General features: G+C 62.2%; 18 protein-coding genes. 4 read left to right on the forward strand and 14 right to left on the reverse strand.

Annotated elements, in window-relative coordinates; all coding sequences use genetic code 11:
- Nucleotides 1-72 precede the first annotated feature (72 nt).
- The gene (gene putA, locus T5B8_RS02930) at nt 73-3,270 is read left to right on the forward strand and encodes a bifunctional proline dehydrogenase/L-glutamate gamma-semialdehyde dehydrogenase PutA (protein WP_353176065.1); all 3,198 of its coding nucleotides are present in this window, start codon (nt 73-75) and stop codon (nt 3,268-3,270) included.
- Nucleotides 3,271-3,704: 434 nt separating this feature from the next.
- Here the strand turns inward: putA and putP are convergent, their stop codons facing one another.
- From putP to hldE, 4 genes are all read right to left on the reverse strand, one after another.
- Nucleotides 3,705-5,198, reverse strand: a complete 1,494-nt coding sequence (gene putP / locus T5B8_RS02935; RefSeq protein ID WP_353176067.1) for a sodium/proline symporter PutP — start codon at nt 5,196-5,198, stop codon at nt 3,705-3,707.
- 211 nt (nt 5,199-5,409) lie between these two features.
- Complete coding sequence (locus T5B8_RS02940; RefSeq protein WP_353176069.1) at nt 5,410-7,332, reverse strand: CotH kinase family protein; 1,923 nt, start codon at nt 7,330-7,332, stop codon at nt 5,410-5,412.
- Nucleotides 7,333-7,410: 78 nt separating this feature from the next.
- Nucleotides 7,411-8,757, reverse strand: coding sequence for a 3-deoxy-D-manno-octulosonic acid transferase (locus T5B8_RS02945; protein ID WP_353176070.1), 1,347 nt, complete (start codon nt 8,755-8,757; stop codon nt 7,411-7,413).
- Nucleotides 8,754-10,196: a bifunctional D-glycero-beta-D-manno-heptose-7-phosphate kinase/D-glycero-beta-D-manno-heptose 1-phosphate adenylyltransferase HldE gene (gene hldE / locus T5B8_RS02950; protein WP_353176072.1), complete on the reverse strand. Its 1,443-nt coding sequence runs from the start codon at nt 10,194-10,196 to the stop codon at nt 8,754-8,756. Before hldE ends, T5B8_RS02945 begins: the two co-directional genes overlap by 4 nt.
- Before the next feature lie 166 nt (nt 10,197-10,362).
- Between hldE and T5B8_RS02955 the strand changes: the two genes are divergently transcribed.
- Complete coding sequence (locus T5B8_RS02955) at nt 10,363-11,283, forward strand: lysophospholipid acyltransferase family protein (RefSeq protein ID WP_353176074.1); 921 nt, start codon at nt 10,363-10,365, stop codon at nt 11,281-11,283.
- Here T5B8_RS02955 and T5B8_RS02960 read toward each other — a convergent pair.
- The 6 genes from T5B8_RS02960 to T5B8_RS02985 form a co-directional block, all read right to left on the reverse strand.
- Nucleotides 11,253-11,987, reverse strand: a complete 735-nt coding sequence (locus tag T5B8_RS02960) for a 3-deoxy-D-manno-octulosonic acid kinase (RefSeq protein WP_353176076.1) — start codon at nt 11,985-11,987, stop codon at nt 11,253-11,255. The two genes, T5B8_RS02955 and T5B8_RS02960, sit on opposite strands and share 31 nt — an antisense overlap.
- A 25-nt stretch (nt 11,988-12,012) precedes the next feature.
- Nucleotides 12,013-12,936 carry a branched-chain amino acid transaminase gene (locus T5B8_RS02965; protein ID WP_353176078.1) on the reverse strand — a complete coding sequence of 308 codons (924 nt, stop codon included), beginning with the start codon at nt 12,934-12,936 and terminating at the stop codon, nt 12,013-12,015.
- A gap of 110 nt (nt 12,937-13,046) precedes the next feature.
- Nucleotides 13,047-14,021 (reverse strand): ADP-glyceromanno-heptose 6-epimerase, encoded by a 975-nt coding sequence (rfaD, locus tag T5B8_RS02970; protein ID WP_353176080.1) that lies wholly within the window; start codon nt 14,019-14,021, stop codon nt 13,047-13,049.
- A complete protein-coding gene (locus tag T5B8_RS02975; protein ID WP_353176081.1) occupies nt 14,018-15,127 on the reverse strand; it encodes a glycosyltransferase family 4 protein in 1,110 nt (369 codons plus the stop codon). The genes rfaD and T5B8_RS02975 overlap by 4 nt, the downstream gene beginning before the upstream one ends.
- Before the next feature lie 54 nt (nt 15,128-15,181).
- Nucleotides 15,182-15,955 carry a lipopolysaccharide kinase InaA family protein gene (locus T5B8_RS02980; RefSeq protein ID WP_353176082.1) on the reverse strand — a complete coding sequence of 258 codons (774 nt, stop codon included), beginning with the start codon at nt 15,953-15,955 and terminating at the stop codon, nt 15,182-15,184.
- Between the two features lie 36 nt (nt 15,956-15,991).
- On the reverse strand, nt 15,992-17,134 hold the full coding sequence (locus T5B8_RS02985) for a glycosyltransferase family 4 protein (protein ID WP_353176084.1): 1,143 nt from the start codon (nt 17,132-17,134) through the stop codon (nt 15,992-15,994).
- A gap of 208 nt (nt 17,135-17,342) precedes the next feature.
- On the opposite strand from T5B8_RS02985, the gene T5B8_RS02990 reads away from it, so the two are divergent.
- Nucleotides 17,343-18,590 carry a glycosyltransferase gene (locus T5B8_RS02990; RefSeq protein WP_353176086.1) on the forward strand — a complete coding sequence of 416 codons (1,248 nt, stop codon included), beginning with the start codon at nt 17,343-17,345 and terminating at the stop codon, nt 18,588-18,590.
- Between the two features lie 7 nt (nt 18,591-18,597).
- Here T5B8_RS02990 and T5B8_RS02995 read toward each other — a convergent pair whose 3' ends face one another.
- From T5B8_RS02995 to T5B8_RS03005, 3 genes are all read right to left on the reverse strand, one after another.
- On the reverse strand, nt 18,598-19,386 hold the full coding sequence (locus T5B8_RS02995) for a class I SAM-dependent methyltransferase (protein ID WP_353176088.1): 789 nt from the start codon (nt 19,384-19,386) through the stop codon (nt 18,598-18,600).
- Nucleotides 19,386-20,258 carry a polysaccharide deacetylase family protein gene (locus T5B8_RS03000; RefSeq protein ID WP_353176089.1) on the reverse strand — a complete coding sequence of 291 codons (873 nt, stop codon included), beginning with the start codon at nt 20,256-20,258 and terminating at the stop codon, nt 19,386-19,388. The genes T5B8_RS02995 and T5B8_RS03000 overlap by 1 nt, the downstream gene beginning before the upstream one ends.
- Nucleotides 20,259-20,367: 109 nt before the next feature.
- A complete protein-coding gene (locus T5B8_RS03005) occupies nt 20,368-21,546 on the reverse strand; it encodes a glycosyltransferase (protein WP_353176091.1) in 1,179 nt (392 codons plus the stop codon).
- 345 nt (nt 21,547-21,891) lie between these two features.
- Here T5B8_RS03005 and asnB point away from each other — a divergent pair, with 345 nt between their 5' ends.
- Nucleotides 21,892-23,784 carry an asparagine synthase (glutamine-hydrolyzing) gene (gene asnB / locus T5B8_RS03010; RefSeq protein ID WP_353176093.1) on the forward strand — a complete coding sequence of 631 codons (1,893 nt, stop codon included), beginning with the start codon at nt 21,892-21,894 and terminating at the stop codon, nt 23,782-23,784.
- Nucleotides 23,785-23,854: 70 nt separating this feature from the next.
- Here asnB and T5B8_RS03015 read toward each other — a convergent pair whose 3' ends face one another.
- Nucleotides 23,855-25,078, reverse strand: a complete 1,224-nt coding sequence (locus T5B8_RS03015; protein WP_353176095.1) for a glycosyltransferase — start codon at nt 25,076-25,078, stop codon at nt 23,855-23,857.
- Between the last annotated feature and the right edge of the window lie 29 nt (nt 25,079-25,107).

Raw genomic sequence — 25,107 nt, forward strand, 5'->3', positions numbered from 1 at the left:
ATAGTCGGCTCGACACCTCAACGATCCGCGCGCTAAATTAAAGCCTGTTTTCCCAGTGAATGCGTTGCTGTAATGGATTATTCCCGTCCGAGCCAGATTGACGACGACGCCTACCGCGGTGTTCTCGAAACCTACCGCTGTAACGAGGCCGAGCAAGTCAATCGACTGATCGAAATCGCCCGGCTGTCGCCGCATACCAGCCGGCGCGTGGAAGCCGAGGCGGCCAAGCTGGTACAGGCGGTACGCAAGAAAAACGCGCACGGCAGCGGTATCGACGCGTTCATGCACGAATACGAGCTATCCAGCCAGGAAGGCGTGGTGCTTATGTGTCTGGCCGAAGCACTGCTGCGTATTCCGGATGCGACCACCGTGGATCGTCTGATCGATGACAAGATCGGCGGTTCGAACTGGGAGTCACATCTGGGCGAGTCCAAATCCTGGTTCGTGAATGCCTCGACGTGGGGCCTGATGCTCACCGGCCGTATTCTGCGCTACGAGGATTCACCGCAGCGCAACTTCCGCAGCGTGCTGCAACGACTGGTCAAACGCAGCGGCGAGCCGTTCATCCGTCAGGCGGTAAGCCAGGCGATGCGCATCATGGGCAAGCAGTTCGTGATGGGCCGCACCATCGAGGAAGCGATCAGCAACGCCAAATCCCTGGAACGGCGCGGCTACACCTACTCCTACGACATGCTCGGCGAAGCCGCGCGTACCGATGGCGATGCGCAGCGTTACTTCGACGACTACTGGCATGCCATCGAAGAATGCGGCAAGGCCAGCCGCGGCCTGGGCCCGGAAAAATCCCCGGGCGTGTCGGTCAAGCTCTCGGCCCTGCACGCCCGCTACGAGCTCAGCCACCGCGTGCGCGTGCACCGGGAGCTGTTGCCGCGCCTACTCAAGCTGGCCCGCCTGGCGGCCAAGCACAATATCAACATGACCATCGACGCCGAGGAAGCCGCGCGTCTCGATCTGTCGCTGGAACTGTTCGCCTGTGTTTCCCAGGAAGACGATCTCGCCGATTGGCAGGGCCTCGGTCTGGCCGTTCAGGCTTACCAGAAACGCGCGCTCGACGTGATCGACTGGCTGGCCGACCTGGGCCGCCGCCATAACCGACGCATCATGATTCGTCTGGTCAAGGGCGCCTACTGGGATACCGAAATCAAGCGGGCTCAGGAAGCCGGTGTCGACGGCTATCCGGTATTCACCCGCAAGATGAACACCGATGTTTCCTTTCTGGCCTGTGCACAGCACATCCTCGACGCGTCCGACGTGTTCTACGGCCAGTTCGCCACCCATAACGCGCATACGCTGGCCTATATCCGCCAGGCCGTGGGCGAGCGCACCGATTTCGAGTTCCAGCGTCTGCACGGCATGGGCGAGGAACTCTATGAAGAAATCGTGGAAAAAGGCGAGCGTCGCGCGGCCTGTCGTATCTATGCGCCGGTCGGCGCGCACGAAGACCTGCTGGCCTATCTGGTCCGACGCCTGCTTGAAAACGGCGCTAACAGCTCGTTCGTCAATCGTCTGGTCGACGAAGACGAGCCCGTAGAAGACATCGTGGCCGATCCGGTTTTCGCCGCCGAAAAACAGGACCAGGCCCAGCATCCGCGTATCCCCCTGCCCCATAACTTGTATGGCGAACGCCGCCCGAACGCCAAGGGCGTGGATCTATCCGACATTCGCGAGCTGGATGCGCTGGCCGAGGGCATGCGCGCCGCGGACGCACAAACCTGGCGCGGCGTGCCGTTGCTCGGCGAGAACAAAACCAGTTTCGACGATCGCAGCGCAGTGGCGGTGAAGTCCCCCGCGGACAACGACATCAGCGTAGGTGATGTCGTCTGGGCCAACGAAGACGACATCGAAACAGCACTGGCCGGCGCCGCTGCGGCCGCCGATCGCTGGAGCGCAACCCAGGGCCGCGAGCGCGCGGCCATACTGCGCCGCTATGCCGACCTGCTCGAGAGTCATACCGCCGAGTTGATCGCGCTGTGCGCGCGCGAGGCCGGCAAGAATATCGGCGACGGCGTGGCCGAAGTCCGCGAAGCGGTGGATTTCTGTCGTTATTACGCTTGCCAGGTCGAAGACGAATTCGATGGCGAGATGCTGCTGCCCGGGCCGACTGGTGAGCGCAACACCTATCGGCTGGTCGGCCGCGGCGTGTTCGTATGCATCTGCCCTTGGAACTTCCCGCTGGCCATCTTCACCGGGCAGGTCACTGCGGCGCTGGCGGCCGGCAATGCCGTGATCGCCAAACCCGCCGAACAGACCTGTCTGATCGGCTATCGTGCCATTCAGTTGATGCATGAAGCCGGCGTACCGCGCGACGTACTGTATTTCCTGCCCGGCGACGGCCCCTCGGTGGGCGCCAAGCTGGTCGCCGATCAACGCGTGTCGGGCATCGCCTTTACCGGCTCGCTGGCCACGGCGAAGGCCATCAACAAGACCCTGGCCGAGCGTGACGGCCCGCTCATTCCGATGATCGCCGAGACGGGCGGCCAAAACGCGATGATCGTGGACTCCTCCGCGCTCATCGAACAGGTAGTGGCCGATGTCATCCGCTCGGGCTTTCAGAGCGCCGGGCAGCGTTGCTCCGCGCTGCGCGTGCTCTATGTCCAGAACGATATCGCCGATACCCTGCTGACCATGCTCTCCGGCGCAATGGCCGAACTGTCGATCGGCGACCCGTGGAAGCTGTCGACCGATGTCACGCCGGTCATCGATGCCGAAGCCCGGGATGGCCTGGCCGACTATGCCGAAAAAGCCAAGCAGAAGCTCGATACCATCTATGCCTGCACGCCGCCCGAGGGCAACGGCACCTATTTCGCGCCGCGCGCCCTCGAGCTGAAAAGCATCGACGACCTCGGCGACGAGCAGTTCGGCCCGATCGTGCATGTCATCCGCTACGAAGCCGAAGACATCGACAAGGTCGTGGATCAGATCAATAGCCTGGGTTACGGGCTGACGTTTGGCATTCACAGCCGTATCGATACCACGGTCGAACGCGTGGTACGCCGGATCAAGGTCGGTAATGCCTATGTCAACCGAAACATGATCGGCGCTGTCGTGGGCGTGCATCCGTTCGGCGGCGAAGGGCTATCCGGCACCGGCCCGAAAGCCGGCGGTCCACACTACCTGCACCGCTTCGCCACCGAGCGTGCGATCAGCCGCGATACCACCGCGGCTGGCGGCAATGCCTCGCTGATGTCGCTGGAAGAAGACGAACCGGCCGATAACCAGTTCGTGACGCCGGAGCCGCAGCGCTACGCATAAGCGCTCGCAGCCTACGACAGCCCCGTCGGTCAGCGCGCGGTTCGCGTTGGCCGGCGGGGCTTTTTTTTGCGACGAATCGCGCGTTGCCCCGTTCAGCTCGCGCGTTTTTGAATCATTGGCGCGGCAGGCTATCGCGACAATGTCGCGATTGCGTCATAAGCCAACGCGTGCAAGGCACGGCTGTACCCATGCTTGACTAAGCCTTGAGCCGTAACCCGCCAGGTCAACCAAGGCGACGACCTGGGACGGAGCCACGCTGCGCCGAGCGCATAGCCGCCCTGGCCGCCATGGCCGCCAGCGCTGACGCGAGCGCGCTCAGCCGGCTGCGGGCAGCCCGAGCCACGCGGAATTATCATTCGAGCGCTATGTGCGCAGGCATAAAAAAGCCGGGCCATTACTGGCCCGGCGCTTCCACACCCGCATTCCGGTTGCGATCAGGCTTTTTCGATGGCCCGATATTCACCGCTGGACTGTGTGGCAAGACTCACTGCATAGATCGCCAACCACGACACGACAAAGCCTGGAATGATCTCGTAGATACCGGGCCCGCCGAGGAAGCTGCTATTCCAGCCCATCGAGATCCAGACCAGCACCGTCACCGCACCGCTGACCAGCCCCGCCACGGCGCCGGTCCCGGACATACGTGGCCAGGTCAGCGAGAGAATGATCAGTGGCCCGAAGGCAGCACCGAAACCGGCCCAGGCGTTACTCACCAGCCCCAGCACCTCCGAGTCCGGATCACGCGCGATAAAGGCCGCGACCAGGCCCACGATCAACACGCTGATACGGCCGATCATTACGCTTTCGCTTTCGCTGGCATCGCGTCGTACGAACAGACGATAGAAGTCCTCCGTAAGCGACGAGGACGCGACCAGCAACTGGCTTGAGATCGTACTCATGATCGCGGCCAGCAGGGCTGCAAACAGAAAGCCCGTCACCAACGGATGAAACAGCAGATCGGCCAACACGATAAAGATGGTTTCCGAATCTTCCACGTTCAGGCCATTGCGTTCGGCATAGGCCCGACCGAACACGCCCACACAAACCGCGCCGATGAGCGATATACCCATCCAGGTCATGCCGATGTTACGGGCCTTGGGTACGTCGGCCACGCTACGCACGGCCATGAAACGCACGATGATATGCGGCTGACCGAAATAGCCCAGCCCCCAGGTCACCGCCGAAAGAAAGCCGAAGAACGTCAAACCATTGGTCAAAGACAAAAAGTTTGGATCCACACCGGCCAGGGTTTCCGAGGCCTGGGAGAAACCGCCCCCGCCGCTGCCGAATAGCACGACGGCCGGCATGATGATCAACGCCAGCATCATGATCACGCCCTGGCAGAAGTCGGTGAGGCTCACCGCGAGAAAGCCACCCACGACGGTATAGGCCAGCACCACCGCCAGCGTGCCCCACACGCCGACCTGATAATCGGACAAAGACGCGATATTGACGACTTCGCCAAAGGCGCTTTGTACCAGCTTACCGCCGGCCACCAAACCGGACGCCGTATAGACGGCGAAGAACACCACGATGATGATCGCCGATACGGTACGCAGCGCCATCGCCCGGGTGGGAAAGCGTTTGGACAAAAACTGGGGAATGGTCAGGCTGTTGTCGTAGCGTTCGGTCTGTTCGCGCAGACGCGGCGCCACGATAAGCCAGTTGAAGAACGCGCCCACGAACAGACCGATGCCGATCCAGGCCTCGACCAGCCCGGAGGCATAGAGCGCGCCGGGCAGACCCAGCAACAGCCACCCGCTCATGTCCGAGGCGCCGGCAGAGAGCGCGGCCACCGCCGGACTCAGATTGCGCCCGCCCAGCATGTATTCCTCGGACGACGCTGTGGACTTGCGCCACGCATAAAAGCCGATGCCGAGCATCAACGCGAAATACAGGATCAGACTGATCCATACCCCAATAGCCATGCGATTCCCCCTTATAAAAAAACAGTCTTACGTCATTAGCTTTTCATATTCGATTGATAGTGGGAAGGTCGACATAGGTCGCGTAAGCCTGGTCGGAAGGCAAAGCGACGTTGTTGGGCGAAACACAAAACGTGCCAAATTCTGCACTTAGTGCAAACACCCGCACAAAAAGAAAAGCCGGCGCGAGGCCGGCTTTTCCAGTTCGAAGTGCTCAGTCTTCGAGCGAGGTCACGGTATTACCGTCGAAGTTGAACCCGTAGATACCGTTGAAGAGTTCGTCTTCCGCGTCGTCGTAATAGGAGTCGAACGCGCTTTGGCAGTAGCCTTGGTTATCGCGCACGACCACCTGCATGTAGTAGTCACCCGCACTCGGCACCGTCACGGTCACCGCGTTACCGGTCAACCCATTCTGAGAATAGACGTTACCGGTGATAACCGGCATCGGGTCGTCGGCGGTGGTGCATTGCGCGCTATTGCTGCCAAGCTCCGGATTCGTGCCCAGGCGGACGTCATACACCAGCGAATCGCCCTGAATGTCGTAGGACTCGTCCCAGGTCAGCCGCAGTGTATTGGTCCCGGTGGCTTCGACGCCCATGAATACCGGCATCGGCCGTTCGAGGGTATCCAGATAAAGATCACGCGCGGCCGTAACCGTGCCCGGTAGCCGATAGATCTCCGCGTTCATCGCAGCCGCAGGATCGGCAGCATCGCCGGTCGGCAGGTACTGCGCGTCCTGGTTAGAGGTCGATATCTCCACGATTTCGTCGATCGGGTAGCTTTCGATCTTTTCTTGGACACTCGCCGGGCTGAGCGGCCCGTTGAACAACGTATTGACCTTGGTGGTCAACGCCGCTGTATTGCCGTTACGGATATAGCGCTGCACCAGCGGCATGAACCACCAGTTGCTAATCCCTTCCTGCCAACGGGGGCGATCCGCGGCATTCTCGGCAGGCTGGCCGTAGAAATCGAAGGCGCCGTCGTAATCCCAGGGCGTGAAATAGAACTGGTCGATCTGCGAAGGCCGGTAGAGATAGTAGTTCTGGGTATTGGAGTCCGCATTCGCCAGCAGGATGTTGATGCTCAGCCAGGTCTCGAAATTGTCGCGGTTGAAATAACGCGTCAGGACATTGTTGAAGTTATTGCCGCCGTCATTCAGAGCGCGAAGCATTTCCCGAAGTTTGGCCGGATCCTCATCGTCACCCTTGGACTCGAGCACGGTTTCGAAGGCATCCGAGTCGACCGGTTCAAGCAGTTCCGGTGTTGCTTCGAGCGACTGGAACGAAAAATCCTCCGTCTTGAAGATATTCGATTCTTCTTCCTGGCCGTGATAGCGCGCCCACTTGTCGTCCATGTACTCGACATTGGTGAACAGACCGGCATCCTGTGTTACGTCACTGTTATCCGGGTCGGACTCGTCGATTAGAAAAACATGCACAAACTGGGTTCGCAGACTGGGAAAATTTTCGATGTCCCGAAACAGGTCGAAGGCGAGCTTGTTACGAATACGGCTCAGATCGTAGGGATGCTTGTTGAGCTGTAGCCGCTCCATCTCGAACCAGTCGTTGGCATATTCGTCGTTGTCGTCGTCAACGAACTCGACCTTGTACGACTTCTGCTTGCTTAACCGGCTGGTGGCACCGCGGACTTCGACCTCGTCGGAAAACAGCGTCAAATCGGCACTCGGAATCGTGACAACAGCTCTTAATTCCGGGTCGAACGCATCATCACCATCGGTATCACCCAAGTCATCCGGGTTATCCCCACCGTTTAGATCAGCCAGCGTACAGCCGCTGTAGTCCTCTTCGTCCACGTCGGGCGTGGCCGGATCATCGCCCTGACAAGGCCCGCCGGGATTCGTTGGCGCGAGGATTCGCACATCGATATCCAGGATCTCGCTATCGTCGGGGTTGGCATAAATATTCGGCGTGTCCGGACCCGGGTCGACGATATGACCGTTCGCATCCAGGCCACGTACCGATACCGGGTCTGTAGGCTGGTTCGGCGTGCCGCCGCCACCGCCGCCGCCATCGTCGTCGGAGCCCCCACCGCCGCTGCCACAAGCACTTAGTGCGCCGACGAGCGCAACGGCGATCAACGGCCGCGCGTACGGGCCGCGAAGCAAACATTCAAGCATTTTGTTCCCCCTGGGTATGAACGGACAGCACGCCATCGCTTTCTATAGCACGGCGGATCGTTGCCCGATAGTACTGCATCATGAAAGATTACCGGCAAACGACTCGAGCATTTTGACAGTGTGATCGAGCGCGCCGGCACGCTCGCGCACAAGCCGCCGGCCGGCCTCACCGGCCGCGCGTGCCTGCGCTGGGTCGGCCAACCACGCCGCTAGCGCCACCGTTAATTGCGCTGGCGTATCGCATACCCGCGCCGCGCCGACGGCGGCCAGTGCGTCCACAATATCGCGCCATTCGCGCACATACGGGCCGACACACAACGGACAGGCCTGGGCCGCGGCTTCGAGCACGTTATGGCCCTCGATACCAGGCACCAGACTACCGCCCACCAGCGCGACATCGGCTGCGGCATAGAACAACGGCACCTCGCCAAGGGTGTCGGCCAGCACGATCTCGGTATCGGGCGTTACGGGCTGCTGCGAACTTCGCCGGGCGAAACCATGCCCGCGGGCGCTTAGCAACTCGGCGACCGCTTCGAAGCGCTGTGGATGTCGCGGCGCGATGACGAGCAATAGCGACGGAAATCGCTCACGCAGGCTCGCCCAGGCATCGAGCACCCGGGCCTCTTCACCTTCGTGCGTACTGGCCGCCACCCAGATCGGCCGCTGGCCGGCGTGCCATGCGTCGCGCAAGTCCCGGGCACCAACGTCATCTGCGCCGGCGGCGACTGTGTCGTATTTTAGATTGCCAATGGCATGGGTGCGATCCGCACGGGCGCCCAGGGCGACGAATCGCTGCGCATGCGCATGGCTGGCCGCGCCAATCGCCGCGAGCGAGGCCAGCATGTCGGCGACCGTTGCCCGCCATAACGCAAAGCGATAGCGCGACGCCGAACGCGACGAAATACTCGCATTGACCAGCGCTACCGGTACGGCGTAACACCGGGCTGCCGCGAGCAGGTTCGGCCAGAGTTCGGTTTCGGCAATCACGGCCAAACCGGGGCGCGTGGCGCGCATGAAGCGTCGTGTTGCGCCGCGCGTATCGAGCGGTACATAACGACAATAAACCGTATCCGCGAATACGCGCTCGATATGCGCACGCCCGGTCGGCGTCATGGTCGTGACCAGAATCGCACGCTGCGCATGATCGCGCTGCAAGCGCTGAATCAGCGGCGTGACCAGCACGGCCTCGCCGACAGAGGCCGCATGCACCCAGATCGCGCCTGTCGGCACGCCACGTACCTGCCCCAACCGTTCGCGCCAATGTTGGCGATAGGCCGGTTCACGGCGCCCGCGCCAAAAGAAGTAGGCGAGCACCCCGGGCAAGGCGCCCCAGGTGAATAACGTATAGAGTCCGCGCACCAGCCGATCGGCGAGCGCCGCCGCCAGACCGTTCGTGCGCGAACCGGCGGCGCGCTGTGTGTTCACCGCGGCTTGGCCGTGTCGCCCTGCATGCGTTCGATGATCGATGTCGTGGAATAGCCATCGACGAAATCGAGCACGCGCACCTCGCCGCCGGCCGCACGTACACACTCGCCCCCGGCGATCTGATCGGGCGTGTAGTCGCCGCCCTTGACCAGCACATCGGGCAGGATCCGGCAGATCACCCGTTCCGGCGTATCCTCGGAAAACGCCACCACCCAATCCACCGCAGCCAGACCACGCAACACCTGCATTCGGTGGTCCAGATCGTTGAGCGGGCGGGTTGGCCCTTTCAAACGGCGTACCGAAGCATCGTCGTTGACGGCCACGATCAACCAGTCGCCGAGCGCTCGGGCGGCTTCGAGATAGGCGATATGCCCGGGGTGGAGTAGATCGAAACAGCCATTGGTCATGACCACACGTTCGCCGCGGGCACGACGCTGGGCCACGATCGCAGCCAGCTCGTCTTCATCCACGACGCCGCGGCGCCCCTGGCGCTGGCTGTGGGCGGCCTGCTTGAGTTCACCGGGGGTGACCGTGGCGGTGCCGAGCTTGGCCACCACGATGCCGGCGCCGAGATTGGCGATCGCAGCCGCGTCCGCCAGCGGCATCTCGGCGCCCAGCCCGGCGCCCAGCAAGGCGATCACGGTATCCCCGGCGCCCGTCACATCGAAGACTTCCTGGGCCTGGGCGGGCAGATGTAGATGACCGGCTTCGGCGAACAGACTCATGCCCTTTTCACTGCGGGTAACCAACAAGGCATCGATACCCAGACGCGTACGCAGGGCATCGGCTTCGCGCTCCAAAGATGCGTCGTCGCCGACCACCCCCACCACCGCTTCGAACTCGTGCAGATTGGGGGTAATCAGGTGCGTGCCGGCATAACGCTGCCAATCGCTGCCCTTGGGGTCCACGAGCACCGGAATACCGCGTTCACGCGCCGTTGCGATAATCGACTGTACGTCGGCGAGTGTGCCCTTGCCATAGTCCGAACAGATCACGACATCGGTGTGTGCAAGCGCGGCTTCATAGCGCGCCACAAGCTGCGCGCGGTCGAAAGCCCCGTCGAGGGCGAACGACTTTTCGAAATCCAGGCGAATGAGCTGCTGGTTGCGACTCATCACGCGAAGCTTGGCGATCGTCGGATGGCTATCGCTGGTGATCAGATCGGCGACCACGCCCGCCTGCTCAAGCAGTGCGCGGGTCGCACTGCCCGGCTCGTCCTCGCCGATCACGCCAATCAACCGGGTCTGCGCGCCCACGCGGGCCAGATTAAGCGCGACATTGGCCGCCCCGCCCAGACGGCGCTCTTCGTCGGCAATACGCACCACCGGTACAGGCGCTTCCGGCGAAATGCGGCCGGTATCGCCGTACCAGTAGCGGTCGAGCATGATGTCGCCCACCACGAGGACGCGCGCGTTTTCGAACGAAGGAACCGTGAGCATGCTTTCACCGGACGAACAATTCGCGCATCATACAAACCCTTGTGCGCGCTGTGTAGCGCGCGACCCACGACCTGATTCTCGTTCGTGCCTATGATCGCCGACCGACTGCTGCGGGTTGCTTTGCATGGCTAGCCCCGCCCCGGAGCAAGATCCCCAATCCCCGTCCTTGAGCAGCCCTCGTTACTGGCCGAGCTGGCTGCTGATGGGCCTGGGCTGGCTGCTCGCCCGGCTTCCCTATCGCCTGCAAATGGGCTTGGGCAAGCGATGCGGTGACCTCGCCTATCACCTGATCGGCGAACGACGGCGTATCGCCGAGGTCAATCTGCGACTGTGTTTCCCCGAACTGGATGCCGACGCACGCCAGCAATTGCTGCGCCGTCATTTCCAGTCCGTGGGTATGGGCGCGATCGAAACCGCGCTGTGCTGGTGGGGCCCGACCGCCAAGATCGAGGCGCTGGCGCATATCGAAGGCCAGGAAAATCTCGAGGCGGCGTGCGCGCGCGGACGCGGCATTATCCTGCTGTCGGCACATTTCACGTCGCTGGAGCTGGGCGTACGCATGGCCAAGCGGCCGCTGCGCGAACTCGGCTATATCACCACGGCGATGTACAAGGCCCCGCACGACCCGGTGGTCGATCACGTGATGCGCACGCGTCGCGAGGCGCATATCGGCGGCTCCAGCATTCGTGACGACGACGTCAAGGGTCTACTCAAAGCCCTACGCCGCAAGGATGCGGTCTGGTATGCCGCCGATCAGAAGCCGCCGAAGCGTCTGGGCACGGTCGTGGACTTCTTCGGCCAGCCGGCGCGTACGCATATCGCGCTCAGCCGGCTGGCGCGCATGAGCAAGGCTAGCGTCGTGCCGTTTTTCACCCTGCGCTGTGACGATGGCAGCGGCTACCGGCTGATCATCCTGCCGGCCATCGAAGATCAACTCGGCACGGACGAAGCCGAAGACGCCCGCATTATCAACAACATGATCGAATCGGTCGCACGCCAGGCGCCGGAACAGTATTTCTGGCTCCACCAGCGTTTCAAGCTGTCGAACTACAACCCCTACAAGGCGCCAGCCAAAACCGATACATAGCCGCCGCGCAACGCACGCCAGTCGGCATCGAGAAAGTTGAAGGTCAGTGATGAGTCGCTGAATTTGGTCAGCGAGCGATGAAAACGATCGAGGTTGGCCTGGCGCCACGTGCCCGGCGCACGCAGCCGCGCCTTGTCGAAATCGATCAGATGAAACGTATCGTGCGTATCGACGAGCACATTGCGCGCATTCAGATCGGCATGCCACAAGCCGGCGCGATGAAAACGCGCGAGCACGGCACCGAGCTGCTGCCAAGCGGTCGACGCCAGCGCCTGCTCGGCCAGCCGATCGGCCAGTGGCTGGGCGTCGACGATACGACGGGTGATTACATCGCCGCGATACAGGCCCAGCCACGGCATGACCCGGGCCGCGATCGGCTCGGGGACCGGCAGACCGTGCGTGCGTAGCGTCGCGATGAGGCGCAACTCGCGTACCGGCCGGGCACGCTCGAGGCCGGTATACACGAAGCGGTCGTGATTGACGCGGGCCAGCGCCCCGCCGCGCCGGTTGTGGCGCAGCACCCATTCATGGCCATCGACGCCCTGCAAAAAATACGCTGCGCCGCGCCCTTCGGCTTCGCCGAGCAACGCATTGCGCGCACGCCACCATGTCGGATCGAACCACTGGGAATCGACGCCGTCGACGACGGCGTCGTTCCAGATCATGCATTCGCCATGCGCGCCGCGATCGATCTGCAACGTCATATCCGACACGCGCGCAGCACGCGCCTTATACGAACGTCAGCCAGTCCGAATGATCGTCCCGCTTCCCAGTGACCTGATCGAAGTAGCGCGACTGCATGGCCTCGGTGATCGGGCCACGCTTGCCTTCACCGATGGTGCGGTCGTCGAGTTCACGCATGGGCGTGACTTCGGCGGCTGTACCGGTCAGAAACGCTTCATCGGCGATATAGACTTCATCGCGGGTGATGGTCTTTTCCCGATAGGGAATGCCCATTTCCTCGGCATAGGTGAGAATCGTACGCCGCGTGATGCCATCCAGCGCGCTGGTCAGATCCGGCGTGTAAAGCACGCCATCGCGCACGATGAACAGATTCTCGCCACTGCCCTCGGACACGTAGCCATTACAGTCGAGCATCAGCGCTTCGTCGTAACCGGCCTTGTTGGCCTCGGTGACGGCGAGCATGGAATTGAAGTACGGCCCGTTCGCCTTCGCTTTGGTCATGGCCGAATTGACATGATGGCGCGAAAACGACGAGGTCTTCACGCGAATGCCCTTGGTCATGTTCTCTTCGCCGAGATAGCTACCCCAGGTCCACGCCGCAATGGCCACATGTGCACTCAGATCATGCGCGTGCAGCCCCATGGCCTCCGAGCCATAGAAGATGACCGGCCGGATATAGGCCGATTCGAGCTTGTTTTCGCGCACGACCGCGACCTGGGCGGCATTGAGCTCGTCTTCGCTGTACGGCATGGGCATGCCGAGAATCTTGGCCGAGCGACACAGCCGACGGGTATGGTCGGCCAGCCGGAAAATCGCCGTACCGCGATCGGTGTTGTAGGCGCGTACGCCCTCGAACGCGCCCATGCCGTAATGCAGGGTATGCGTGAGTACGTGGATCTTGGCATCGCGCCAGTCGACGAGTTCGCCGTCGAACCAGATCAGGCCATCGCGGTCGGCCATGGAAGTCATGCGCTTTTCTCCTGTTACGCGGACAGCGGCGCGCCGCATGAATACGGCGCGGCCGGGTATTTGACCATACCCGCGCCCTTGCAGGCCAGCCTATTCGGTGTATAGCGCAGCTAGCCGGTCGCGTTGAGTGCCCGGTCAGCGTCGCCCCGCTCGGCAAGCCAGTCCAGATAGCGAGCCACGCCCTCGCCGACCGTGGCAAAGGCCGGGCCATAGCCGGCCGCGCGCAGGGCATCGATATTGGCCTGGGTGAAGCTCTGGTAGCGCCCGACCAGCGACTGCGGAAACGCGATATAGCGTTTTTCGCCGCGGCCATACCAGTCGATCACCGCATCGGCGACATCGTTGAAGGTCTGGCTGCGCCCGGTACCGCAATTGAAGATGCCGGACACGCCCGAGTCGAGCAGCCACAAATTGACATCGACACAGTCGCCGACATAGACGAAGTCCCGGCGCTGTTCGCCGTCGCCATAGCCTTCAGCGCCTTCGAACAGCCGGCAAACGCCCTCGGCTTCGATCTGGCGCGAAAAATGCCAGGCAACGCTCGCCATTTTGCCCTTGTGCTGTTCACGTGGGCCGTAGACATTGAAATAGCGCAGCCCGGCCACCTGCGAGCGGGTTCTGGCCGATTGCGCACGCACGTACTGATCGAAGGCGAACTTTGAAAACGCGTACATATTGAGCGGACGCTCGGCATCGCGTTGTTCGACGAAATCCGGTCCCATGCCGTAGACCGACGCCGACGAAGCATAGATGAACGGGACTTCACGGGCCACGCACCAGTCATGCAGACTCTTGGAATAGCGATAGTTGCGCGCCATGACGTAGCGTCCGTCCCATTCGGTGGTGTCCGAACAGGCGCCCTGATGGAACACCGCGCGAATGTCGCCGAGCTCGTCGCCGGCTTCCACACGCGCGATCAGATCGTCGTATTCCAGATAATCGCTGAAGTCCAGATCGGCGAGATTCAGGCATTTGTGGCCATCGGACATGTCGTCGACGATGAGAATGTCACGCTCGCCGCGGGCATTGAGCCCCGCCACGATATTGCTGCCGATGAAGCCCGCGGCCCCGGTTACGATGATCACTGGCCCGTATCTCCGTTGTGTTCGTTGCTTGGATCGATGCCCGCGATATCGTCGGCCACGCCCAGATCCAGGCCCAGGGCGCGATACCAGCGCACATAGCGATCGGCCATCGCGGCGGCAGTATACGCGAGCGATTTCTGCCCTGCCGCGTTCGCCAGACGCCGCGCCAGCGCCGGGTCGGCGCGCAAACGCTTCAGTGCCTCGGCCAGCGCAGCGGCGTCACGCGGCGCCACCAATAGCCCGTCTACGCCATCGGCCACGATATCGGGAATGCCGTCGACATCGCTGGCCACGATCGGCAGGCCGGCATGCATGGCGTCGAGCAGTGCCGACCCCAGGCCTTCGTGGACCGACGGAAAGGCAAAGATATCGAACGCCGCCAGATGATCGCCGACATTATCGACATGGCCGGTAAAACGAATCGCCGGATTGTCGCCCGCCAGCTCGCGCAACATCGCCTCATCACGCCCGCCGCCTACGAACACGAACCGCCAACTGGCGTCGACGGCACTTAGTTCATGGGCCGCCGCGATCAGATCGCGCTGGCCCTTCTGGCTATCGTCGAGCGCGCCGACGTGGCCCACCACGCAATCACCGCCGAACTCGGCGCGCAACGCCGCGACATCCGGATGCGAGGTATGAAACTCGCCGCAGGCACTGGGAATACGCACGGTGGCAAGCCCCGGAAAGCGCGCCTGCAGAATGCGGTCTATCGCCCGCGATAATACGGCCACGCCGAGCGCCTGTCGGTACATGCGCCGGGTCGTCCAACTGTTCGAGGGCGCATTGTCGACCCGCCGGGTAAACACATAATCACAGCCCACCAGCGTATGCGCGGCATGCGCGAAATGCGCGCCCTTGCCATCGTGTGCATGGACGAAATCGCCGCGTACCAGACGTGCATTCAGGGCAAACGGCTTGGCGATCGGCAAGCGTTCGAGGTTGGGCACATCAGCCAGCCGTTCAAACAGCACCTCACCACGACGTACCACCACGCGCTGCGACACACCGCGGGCGGCCAGCTCGCGAATCAACAATTCGGTCTGGCGTTCGCCGCCGCGAAAACCGCGGGCGAGATTGACATGGGTTAACCGCGGTTGCGTCATATCAGTAGGGTCACGGGTCATGTTCAAGCGCCGGCGAAACGTCGCAACACCGCGCTACGCTGCCGCGCGCTCTCGTGCGAATGCGGCCACCGATGTTGCGCAGAGCTTGCGCCCGAGCTGCGTAGAACTCAAATGGCTGGACAATCGCTGCGCGAACACTTGCCACTCTGCCGGCGAGATGAAGTCCCGCGAGGTATACGCCAACTGCCGTAACGAGCCATCGAACCGACGCCGCAAAACGTCCGCCCGTGCGCTATAGCGTAGATCGTTATCGACCCATATCAAGTCTGGATAGGACGCATTCGGCCCCTCAGCATCCGTTTTCGGCAGCACCACATTTTCCAGGTGACAGTCCTTGTGATGCCAGCCATTGCGGTAGAGCCTGGCGATGTCCTGAGCGATACGATCGATCAGCAGCGCTCGGCCGTGCTCGTCGGTCACCTGGCGCAGCACCACGCGAAGCGTATCGTGCGCGGGCAGTTCGTCCATGAACAGCAGCGACTCCAGTCGCGACCAGGGCATCAGGCGTATCCCGTAGCCGATGAGAGTCGCGGTCCGTATGCCCAATCGCTGCATGATGCGGTTCGCCGCCATCTCCCGCTTTGCCTGCGCGGCCCAGTACTTGCGCACGTTATCGCGCGGCGCGCTCTTGACCCAGGAAAGCTTGCTTATAAGCGCCGGCTGGCCCGGGTGGCGCCTGATACGGGTATACGATCCCTCGTAAATCGTTTGCGCGTTGGCAAAGTCCGGCTGGCGCAACGCGATGGCTTCGTCCAGCCACCAAACGTCGTTTCGCGCCATGAGCCCGCGGCAGAGCGTCATCGTCATACGTGGCTCAGTCGCCCGCGTCGCCAGGATGCGGTATCAGCGAAATTCGTCATAGAACTCGAGCAATTCGCGGCGCATACGAGCAATCGAATAATCCTGGGCGATCGCTTCGCAGGAGATTCGGCTGCGTTCACCGGCCGCCCGATTGCGCTCGGCATATTGCTGCATTGCATTGGCGAACCCTTCAATATCGAGGGCGTCCAGCAAGCAGCCCGTTTCCGGGCCCGCGACCATAGCGCGCGCCGCGCCGGTACGCTCGGAGGCTATAACGGGCAGGCCGGCGGCCATGGCCTCGGCGATGACGATGCCGAATGCCTCGTAAAGCGCAGGATGGACCAGCGCATCCGCGGCCCAGAAATATGGACGCACATCGTCTTGCGAGCCCGTGAAATGCGTGCGCGCATCCACGCCGTGTGCGCGCGCCATCCGTTGATAAGCGCCCATACGGCTATCGCGACCGACGACCACAAGATGCGCGCGCGCGTCGGTTTTCGCCAACGCGGCGATCGCCGTTTTCACGCCCTTGCGTTCGAAACCGGAGCCCACACAAAGAAAAACCGGCGCGTCTTCGGGAATACCGAGCTCTGCACGGGTGCGCCGGCCGATATCGATGGCCGATTCGTCGCGTTTGAAATACGCCACATCAATGCCGTTTTCGATAACCCAGAGCTTCGCTCGACAGTCAGGAAAACGGCGCCTGATGTCATCGCGCACCATATAGGAATTGCAGATCACCGCCTTGAGCTGGTCGCTGGCATACATCTGCTGTTCCATGCGCAGCTTGTCGCGATGATACCCCCCGAAACGCCGCCACCACCGCGAGAGCGGCTCCGCGCCGCGTCGACGCTGATCGAGCCATTCGGCATGGACGCCCCCATCGGCCCGAAAAATATCCACCTGAGGCAAATGAACCTGTGACTGGATGAAATCGACCGACAGCGTGCTGAGCTGGCTTTCGAGCGCACGCACAAATGCCTGTAAGCGCCAGCGCCGACCGATAGCGAAGGGCCGACATTCAATCACCTTCACGTTCGCCGGCAGCTCGCCACCCCAGCGCCGGGTCAGCACAACCCATTCCACATCATCCTCGGCCAGTGCATCGAAAACGCTGGACGTAATACGTTCTGTACCGCCGTCGCTACGGTAGCGGTTAAAGATCAGTCCGATGCGAATGCCCATACGGATCAGCTTGCCATGGTCGTGAGGCCCAGCTTCGGGGTAGGAAATCCAGCAGTTGTCCGAAGCGCTTCGATGGCGCGCAATTGTGCCATATACACTGTTCCCAGCGCTGTGCCGGACGCCCAGCCGTGGCTAAGCGGCTTTTTTATCGTCAAAATATGTCGCTCGGCAACCCCGACTCCAGCCCGTGAGGAGGCCCTTGCGCCCCATGCCAGATCAGACACGCCATATCGCTTTCTTCTTACCCACATTCCCGGCGGGCGGCCAGGAACATACCACGCTGTTGCTCATGAAAGGCCTCGTCGAGCGCGGGCACCGAGTCGATCTATTGCTCGAGCGTAAAGTGGGCGCCTATCTGCCGCGCGTGCCTGAAACCATCCCGATACATGAGCTCAAACGACGTTCACGCTGGAGTGGTTATCGACGACTGATTCCCGGCTGGCCAAGCGAGGGCTTTCGCCATCTGCGTGGGTCGCTCGGGCTCGGGCAACGCTCCATACCACTGCATCGCTTGATCGCGCTCGTCGACTATATGGAAACGCAGCGTCCCGATGTGGTGATAAGCGCCCACGATCGTGCCCCGCTACTCGCCCAATGGGCCGCCGGCATCTCGCGTCACCGCGTGGCAACCGTCGTCATCGAGCGCAGCATTTTCTCGCGCAACTACGAGGCAACACGCTCGGATGCGCGCGCCTACGCCGTCATGCAGCACCGCCTGACGCTCATGCGAAGACTCTATCCCGAAGCCGATCGACTCGTCGCGGTGTCGAACGGGGCCGCGGCCGATCTGGCCCAGATTTTGAACCTCCCGCGGGACGCAGTGGGCACGATGTATAACCCGGTTCTGCGCCCTGAACTCATGCAAAGAGCCGCAGAACGAATCGACGACCCCTGGTTGAACGACCGCAGCACGCCGCTCATCGTCACGGCCGGCCGGCTGGCGCCGGAAAAAGCGCAGCATGTATTAATCGATGCCTTTGCCCAGCTCATCGACGAAGGCCGGGACGCACGGCTGGTCATACTCGGGGAAGGCCCGGAACGCGACAAACTGACACGCCAAATCGCCGAGCGCGGCATCGAAGCCCGTGTGCGCCTACCGGGCTGGGCCGAAAACCCATACGCGTGGATGGCGGCAAGCGCACTGTGCGTGCTGCCGTCCGAATTCGAGGGCCTGCCCAATACGTTGATCGAAGCCATGGCCTGCGGCTGCCCGGTCGTGGCGACAGACTGCCCCGGCGGCACGCGTGAAATCCTTGCCGACGGTGAATATGGACGGCTGGTGCCGGTGGGTGACGCCAAAGCCCTGGCCGACGCCATGGCCGCAACGCTTGACGACCCGACCCCGGTCGAGCGATTGCACGCACGGGCCGCGGATTTTTCCCTGGAACGATCGGTCGATGCCTATGAAGCCGAGATCGAACGCCTGTGTACGCGTGCCGATGACGAGACCCGCTAGGCGCGCCTCAGCGGTTCACCGTCACGAGTGCTGTCCCTTTTTCGGTCGCTTCAAAAGCCAAATCCATGGATGGAAACGCCTCACGCCAGCGCGCCAGGGTGGCTTGCTCGCCCGGCCGGTCCGCATCGTCGAGCACCAGCACCGCGGTGGGCGTCAGGCGCTCGGCCAGCGCCGGCAACGCAGGGGAACGCACAAGCGGACCGCCGGCTGCCGGCGGCCCGTCCACGATCACCAAGTCTATGTCGCCAGGCAGCGCCTCCACGACGGCGTCGTCGTACCACGCAATCGGCTGGCCTTCATCATCCAGATACGACGACGACTTAAGCTCGGCGACGCGCACATCTGCCCCGCCACCCAGGTCATGGCGCGACAGCTCGTCACGGGTTCTGGCAGCGAATTGTGGATCGTGATCAATCGAAATGATCTCACCGCCGCCTAGCCGCTCCAGACAATATGCGCATACGAGCGTCGAATTGCCGCTGCCGAACTCGACGATGCGTTTCGGCCGGCGATCCTCGATGAGGCGCACCAGCAGCACGGCGAAATCCGGTGAGATGGCCCAATCGCGCATCGGCGGCAGTATGAAACGCGGACGCAGATAGGCGTGTAACTGCTGGAACGTCGTGAGTTGGCGATACTCGTTGAGATCGTGATACACGCCGGCACTACGCTGATCCGCGAGTCTTCCCAGAATGCGTTTCTGCGCTTTGCCCAGCCGATGTTGCTGCCTACTAATGACGACCAGCGCCACCACGATCACCGTGAGAACCGCGATTAGCCACCATGTCTGCATCATTACGCACGCTCCGATTTTCGAGTAGCAAGTTTTCGGTCGCGCTCACGCATGCGAAACACTTCCCAGGCCAGATCGCGCCGCGGCCAGTCCAGGCGACGAAGAACGGGCACTTCACTGCGCCATCCGTGGTTGGTCGTGACATACGCACGTTGGTAGCCCGCCGCGGCCGCGGCACGGCGCACACGCGCATCGGTATCACCAAAGGGATAGGCCAGCGTCGTAACCCGATGCCCGAGCCAGTCTTCGAGTCGATCCCGCCCGGTGACGAGTTCTTCGCGCAACTCGGCATCCGTCACGTGGCGTAAATCCGGGTGGCTGACCGTATGGGCACCAATCGTAATCAGCGGGTGCGCATCGAGCTCGCGCAGTTGTTCCAGCGTCAGATAGTCCGCTGTCAGCTCGGCCGCAGCCAGGTCGTAGTCGGCCATGATCGCCTGTTGGTGCGCGAAGCGGTCCTGATTGGTCATCTTCTTCAATACACCGCGTAGCTCGGCGAACGCGGCTTTGCGCTCGTCGCGAGCGATGGCGCCTAGCCACGGCGCGACCGACGGCCGGCTCCAATCGTCATGGCGTGCCACCGCGGCCGCAATACGCGACAACAGCGGCTGACTGCGATCAATAAAACCGGTCGTCACAAAGACCGTCGCGGGCGTGGCGTATCGCTCCAGAATGGGCAGTGCTACGGTCAGGTTGTCGGCATAGCCGTCATCGAAGGTGATCTTGGCCTGGTGCGAATGCCGCCGTAAAAACTCATCGAGATCGGCCGGGTGTACATAGGTCACCCGGTCGGAGCTGACCTCGGGTGCCGAGAGTGGGTCGGCGACGCCGTGGCCATAGAAAACGCGGCGATAACGCGAGCGAATACGTGCCATGAATCATTCCGTTATTGCGCGACAATTGGCATCGGTATTGAAGACATCGACGCCCTACGCGTCGGTGTGCAATATACGTAGCGATATGCGCTGACGCCACCCGGCCAGATCAGGGCTTGGCGGCCAGCACCCGTTCCACGAGCGCACGGTAACGTTGTGTCGCAGCCGCCACCGAATAATGCTGAGCCCGAGCGATCAACACATCGCTATTGCGGTCGGCGTCGAGTGTGTGCTCGATAGCCGATGCGAAGGCGTCTACATCGTTAACCGGCACGAGCCGCCCGTAGCGCCCATGATCGAGAATTTCGCGCGGGCCGTGTTGGCAATCGGTGGCCACAACCGGAGTGCCACATGCCAAAGCCTCAATCACAACCGTCGGCAACCCCTCCCAGTTGGACGATAAGGCGACGACTGCCGCACGGGCCATCCAGGCATGGGGATTATCGACCCAACCGGGCATTAGCACGCATTCGGTGAGTCCAAGTTCGTCACGAAGGCTTTCCAGGTGTGTCCGCTCACTACCTTCGCCAAGAATGGCCAGGCGCACATCGGGGCGCTTCATACGCAGTCGCGCCATGGCACGGAGTAATAATGCATGGTTTTTCTCGGGGCTCAGGCGCCCAACGGCTACGACTAGCGGCGACGCACCATCCGCTAGCCAGGCATGGGTCACATGCTCGGCGGCACGTTCGGCCAGCTTTGGCGAAACAACTGGATTCGACAACGTTTCAACGCGGTCGCGGGCGATGCCCACGATCCGGACCAGATCCTGACCCACACCGTCGGAAACGCTTGCGAGCGCGTCCGCTTGGGAATAGAAATGGCGACAAAATGCAAAGAAATGCCGCCATCTCAGCGGATGCTTGCGCGCTGAGCGCCGCTGGATAGCCTCGGCAAAAAAGGTGCCGTGAAACAGGCCGATCAAGCGCGGCCGTGACTGGGCTGCCGAACAGGCGCAGGCCGCGACCAGCACCGTATTCCATACGTTGGCAAGCACTAAAGCCGGCCGGTATGTTTCAAGATAGTCGACGAGCGCCGGCAGGAACACTAAATCGGTCAGGCGATTGGGCGAGATGTAACGCGCGCGAATCCGCATCAATGGATGCCCGCGTAGCGAGCGTGCGATATAGCGGCCGGTTCGTTCGGCATCCGCGCGTTCCAGCAGCAGAACGCGCACGCCCTCGGGTACCTGCGCTCGATACTCGCCGGCCTCCTCATGCAGCACCAAATCCACTGTATAGCCGGCCGCCTGCAGTATGCCGATTTGGGCCAACGCGATATGCGCCACCCCACCGCCGAGATCGGGGCAATAGACCGCCACGTGGTCAGGTGCTGTAGAAGGCGTATTCATCCTTGGGCCTTGCCTGTTTTGCTGCGCCGTGTCGATAAAACCTGGTCGCGAGGCGAGTAGTAGGTATAGCCTGCGCGATTGCCCAGACCCGTTCGGCCAAGCGCAGAGCCGGTGGGTGTAATCCGTATCATCGGGCGCCGTTTTACACCCGTGCTACGCGCAAGCGTACAGGGCGCACCAGCTTCGCGAACACTCGCCCGAGTGCCGCATAGAAACATGGCGGCCTCGCAACCCATGTCACCGTCATCGACAACGCGAGCCGTGCACACGACAATACTTACGATGTGCGGCATAACCGGTATTCTCCAGCGCCAGCCCGATACCCAATCCCTGGCTGACAACATCGGTCGGATGCGCGATGCGCTCGTGCATCGCGGCCCCGACGATTGTGGCAGCTGGATCGATCGCGCGGGCGGCCAGGTTGCCCTCGGACACCGTCGCCTGTCGATCATGGATACCTCGTCGCTGGGCGCCCAGCCCATGATGTCCGCCGAGGAGCGTTATGTGCTCGTGTTCAACGGCGAAATCTACAATTTCCGCAGTCTGCGGGAAACGCTCGAGCAGAAGGGACATCTGTTTACCAGCCGCTCGGATACCGAGGTGATGCTGAATGCGTTCGTGCAGTGGGGTATTGAACAAGCCCTGCCTCTGTTCGAAGGCATGTTCGCGATCGCGGTCTGGGATCGACAGCAAAGCGCGCTATATCTCGCTCGCGATCGCTTTGGCGAAAAACCGCTCTACTACGGTCTACACGACGGTACCCTGCTATTCGGCTCGGAGCTCAAGGCACTCGCGCGCCACGATCGATTCGTCGACACGATCGATCGCAACGCCCTCACCGAGATGATGCGGCTCTCATACATCCCCTGCCCGTACAGCATCTTCACGCACTACCGCAAACTGCCACAAGGCAGCTACCTGCGGATAACCAACCGGCTCGAACCCGGTGAGCCCATACAATATTTCGATGCCGATACGCTGGCACATGCGAGTACCGAACCGCTTGCGGACGAGGCGGCCGTCGACAAGCTCGAACGTCTTCTGTCGGCATCGATCGCCGACCGCATGGTCGCCGACGTACCCGTGGGCGCTTTTCTATCCGGCGGTATCGATTCCTCACTGATCGTATCGTTGATGCAGGCGCATACGGATCATCGTATTCAGACGTTTACCATTGGCTTCGACGACCCGAGCCTCAATGAAGCCGCCCAGGCACGCGCAACCGCGGCCATCCTCGGCACCGAACATCACGAACTCACCGTCAGCGATGACGATCTGCTCGCGGTGGTCCCGCGCCTGGCTCGAATCTATGACGAGCCGTTCGCGGATCCAGCGCAGATTCCGGCCGTGTTGCTGTCGCAGATGGCTCGCCAACAAGTCACCGTTGCACTTTCAGGCGACGGCGGCGACGAACTGATGGCCGGCTACGATCGCTATCACGATATCGGGCGTCACTGGCACGGCCATGAACGCTCCGCTCCGGCCCTGCACGGCGTTCAAGCCCGGTGGCTGGGCTTCAAAGCCAGGATCCAGCCCCGTAAAGGCGCGAAGTATCGCCGCCAGCAAGCCATCAAACGCGCCGGATCGGATCTCCCGCGCTTCTACCGCGATAGCGTGAGTGTCTGCCCGGATCCGCAGCAGTTCGTCATCGACGGCGCAGAGGCCCGGACGGCCTTCCTGCGCCACGAATCGATGATCGCGCGACAGGATGCACAGCGATGGATTCAAGCCACGGACGTTCAGTGCTACCTGCCCGATGACATCATGGCCAAGGTCGATCGAGCCGCGATGGCCGCAAGCCTGGAAACCCGGGCCCCGTTTCTGGATACCGAACTCGCGACATTCGCCCTTGGCCTGCCGGTCGACCAGCAGTATCGGGATGGCAAGGCAAAATGGCTTTCGCGTCAGCTGCTATATCGCTACCTGCCCCGCGAAACCGTCGAACGGCCCAAGCACGGCTTCGAGGTGCCGCTCGCCCAATGGCTGCGCGGCCCACTGCGCGAATGGAGCGAAGCAATGCTCGAGCCGGCCCGGCTGGATCGCGAGGGCTATTTCGATAGCACGTATGTACGACGCCTCTGGGCCGAGCATTTATCCGAAAGCCGCGACTGGAGCAACCAACTGTGGTGTGTACTGATGTTTCAAGCCTGGCTGGCGGACTTCTTCGAGCGCTGAATGGCGCGGGAAGATCACGCCTCGGATTCAACCCGACACGGCGCACATGGCATGCAACGGTACAGTCCCGTCACGTGCTTCGCCGCTCCCCGAATAGTTTGAGCGCCGCGAGCACGCTGTCGATGTGGCGCTCGAAAGAAAAGCGCTCGCGTGCGTGCGCGGCGGCCGCCCCCGCCATGTCCGAATGTACCTGCGAATCGCCCACAATATGCGCGACCGCCTCCGCAAGGGCCTCGGGCGACGCGAATGCCGCGGCACGCAAGGCGTCGCTGTCCGGGTCATAAACGCGCGTCGATTGCATCGACGAGCGCCCGCCACCGAACGCCTGGTACGTTGCGTAAGGCTCGCTAGCGGCCACCAGACGACCCGTTTGGTTATCGACAACGGTTTCGGCCATACCGTCGACACGCGTTGCCACCACCGGCACCCCGAACGCCTGGGCTTCGATGGTGACGTTGCCCAGCGGCTCCTGGAGCGCGGGATGCAAGAGCACATCGATACTCCGATAAAAGGCGGGCATATCCGACACGCGTCCGAGAAAACGCAGATGCGGTTGCAGGCCAAGCGTTGCCGACAGCGCTTCCAGCGCCGCACGATCAGGGCCCTCACCCGCGATCTGCAACTCGCAATCAATGCCCTGCGCACGCAGATGCTTCAAGGCATGAATGGCCAGACAAACACCCTTCTCCGAGGCCAGACGCGCCGCCACACCGATGCGTGGCCGGCGCGCCGAGAGCGTACGCGTACTCACATCGGTCGCATCCGCGGAACGCATGACCTCGGGGCGAATTCCACCAAGACACACCCGCGCCGGCCCGTCGTAGCCCCACTTGAGCTGCAGCATGCGCATCGACGCCCGGGTATTGCAGATGGCGCCACTGATTTCGCGGATGAACTGTGCAGCCGCTTTGGGTGGATGCTCGAACCAGCAGCCACCGCCCTCGCGGTAAACCAACGGTGTCTGGCTGGCCCGGGCCGCTGCAGCGACCGATGTGCGTGCAAAACCGCTCCAGGAGAACACGATATCCGAGTGCAGGCGTTTGATGCGTGCCGCCAGCGCCCGCTCGCGTAGCACCAGCGGGCGCCGCGGCAAGCGCAAGCGACCAGCACGTTTGAACGATACGGCAGTATCGACGAACGGCGCGATATGGGGCAGCAGGTCCGGGTGCAACCGACTGCCATAGACCACATCGTGATCAAAAGCGGCCTGCACCAATGGATGGCCGAGAAACGCACAAAACTGATGCTCGACCCCGGCCGGCACGTCCAGATTGATCCGATGCAGGATACGCATTACGTGGATTTAATCCTTCAGAAAAGCGA

Origin of the sequence: Salinisphaera sp. T5B8 (assembly GCF_040361255.1) — a bacterium.
Taxonomy (GTDB): domain Bacteria; phylum Pseudomonadota; class Gammaproteobacteria; order Nevskiales; family Salinisphaeraceae; genus Salinisphaera.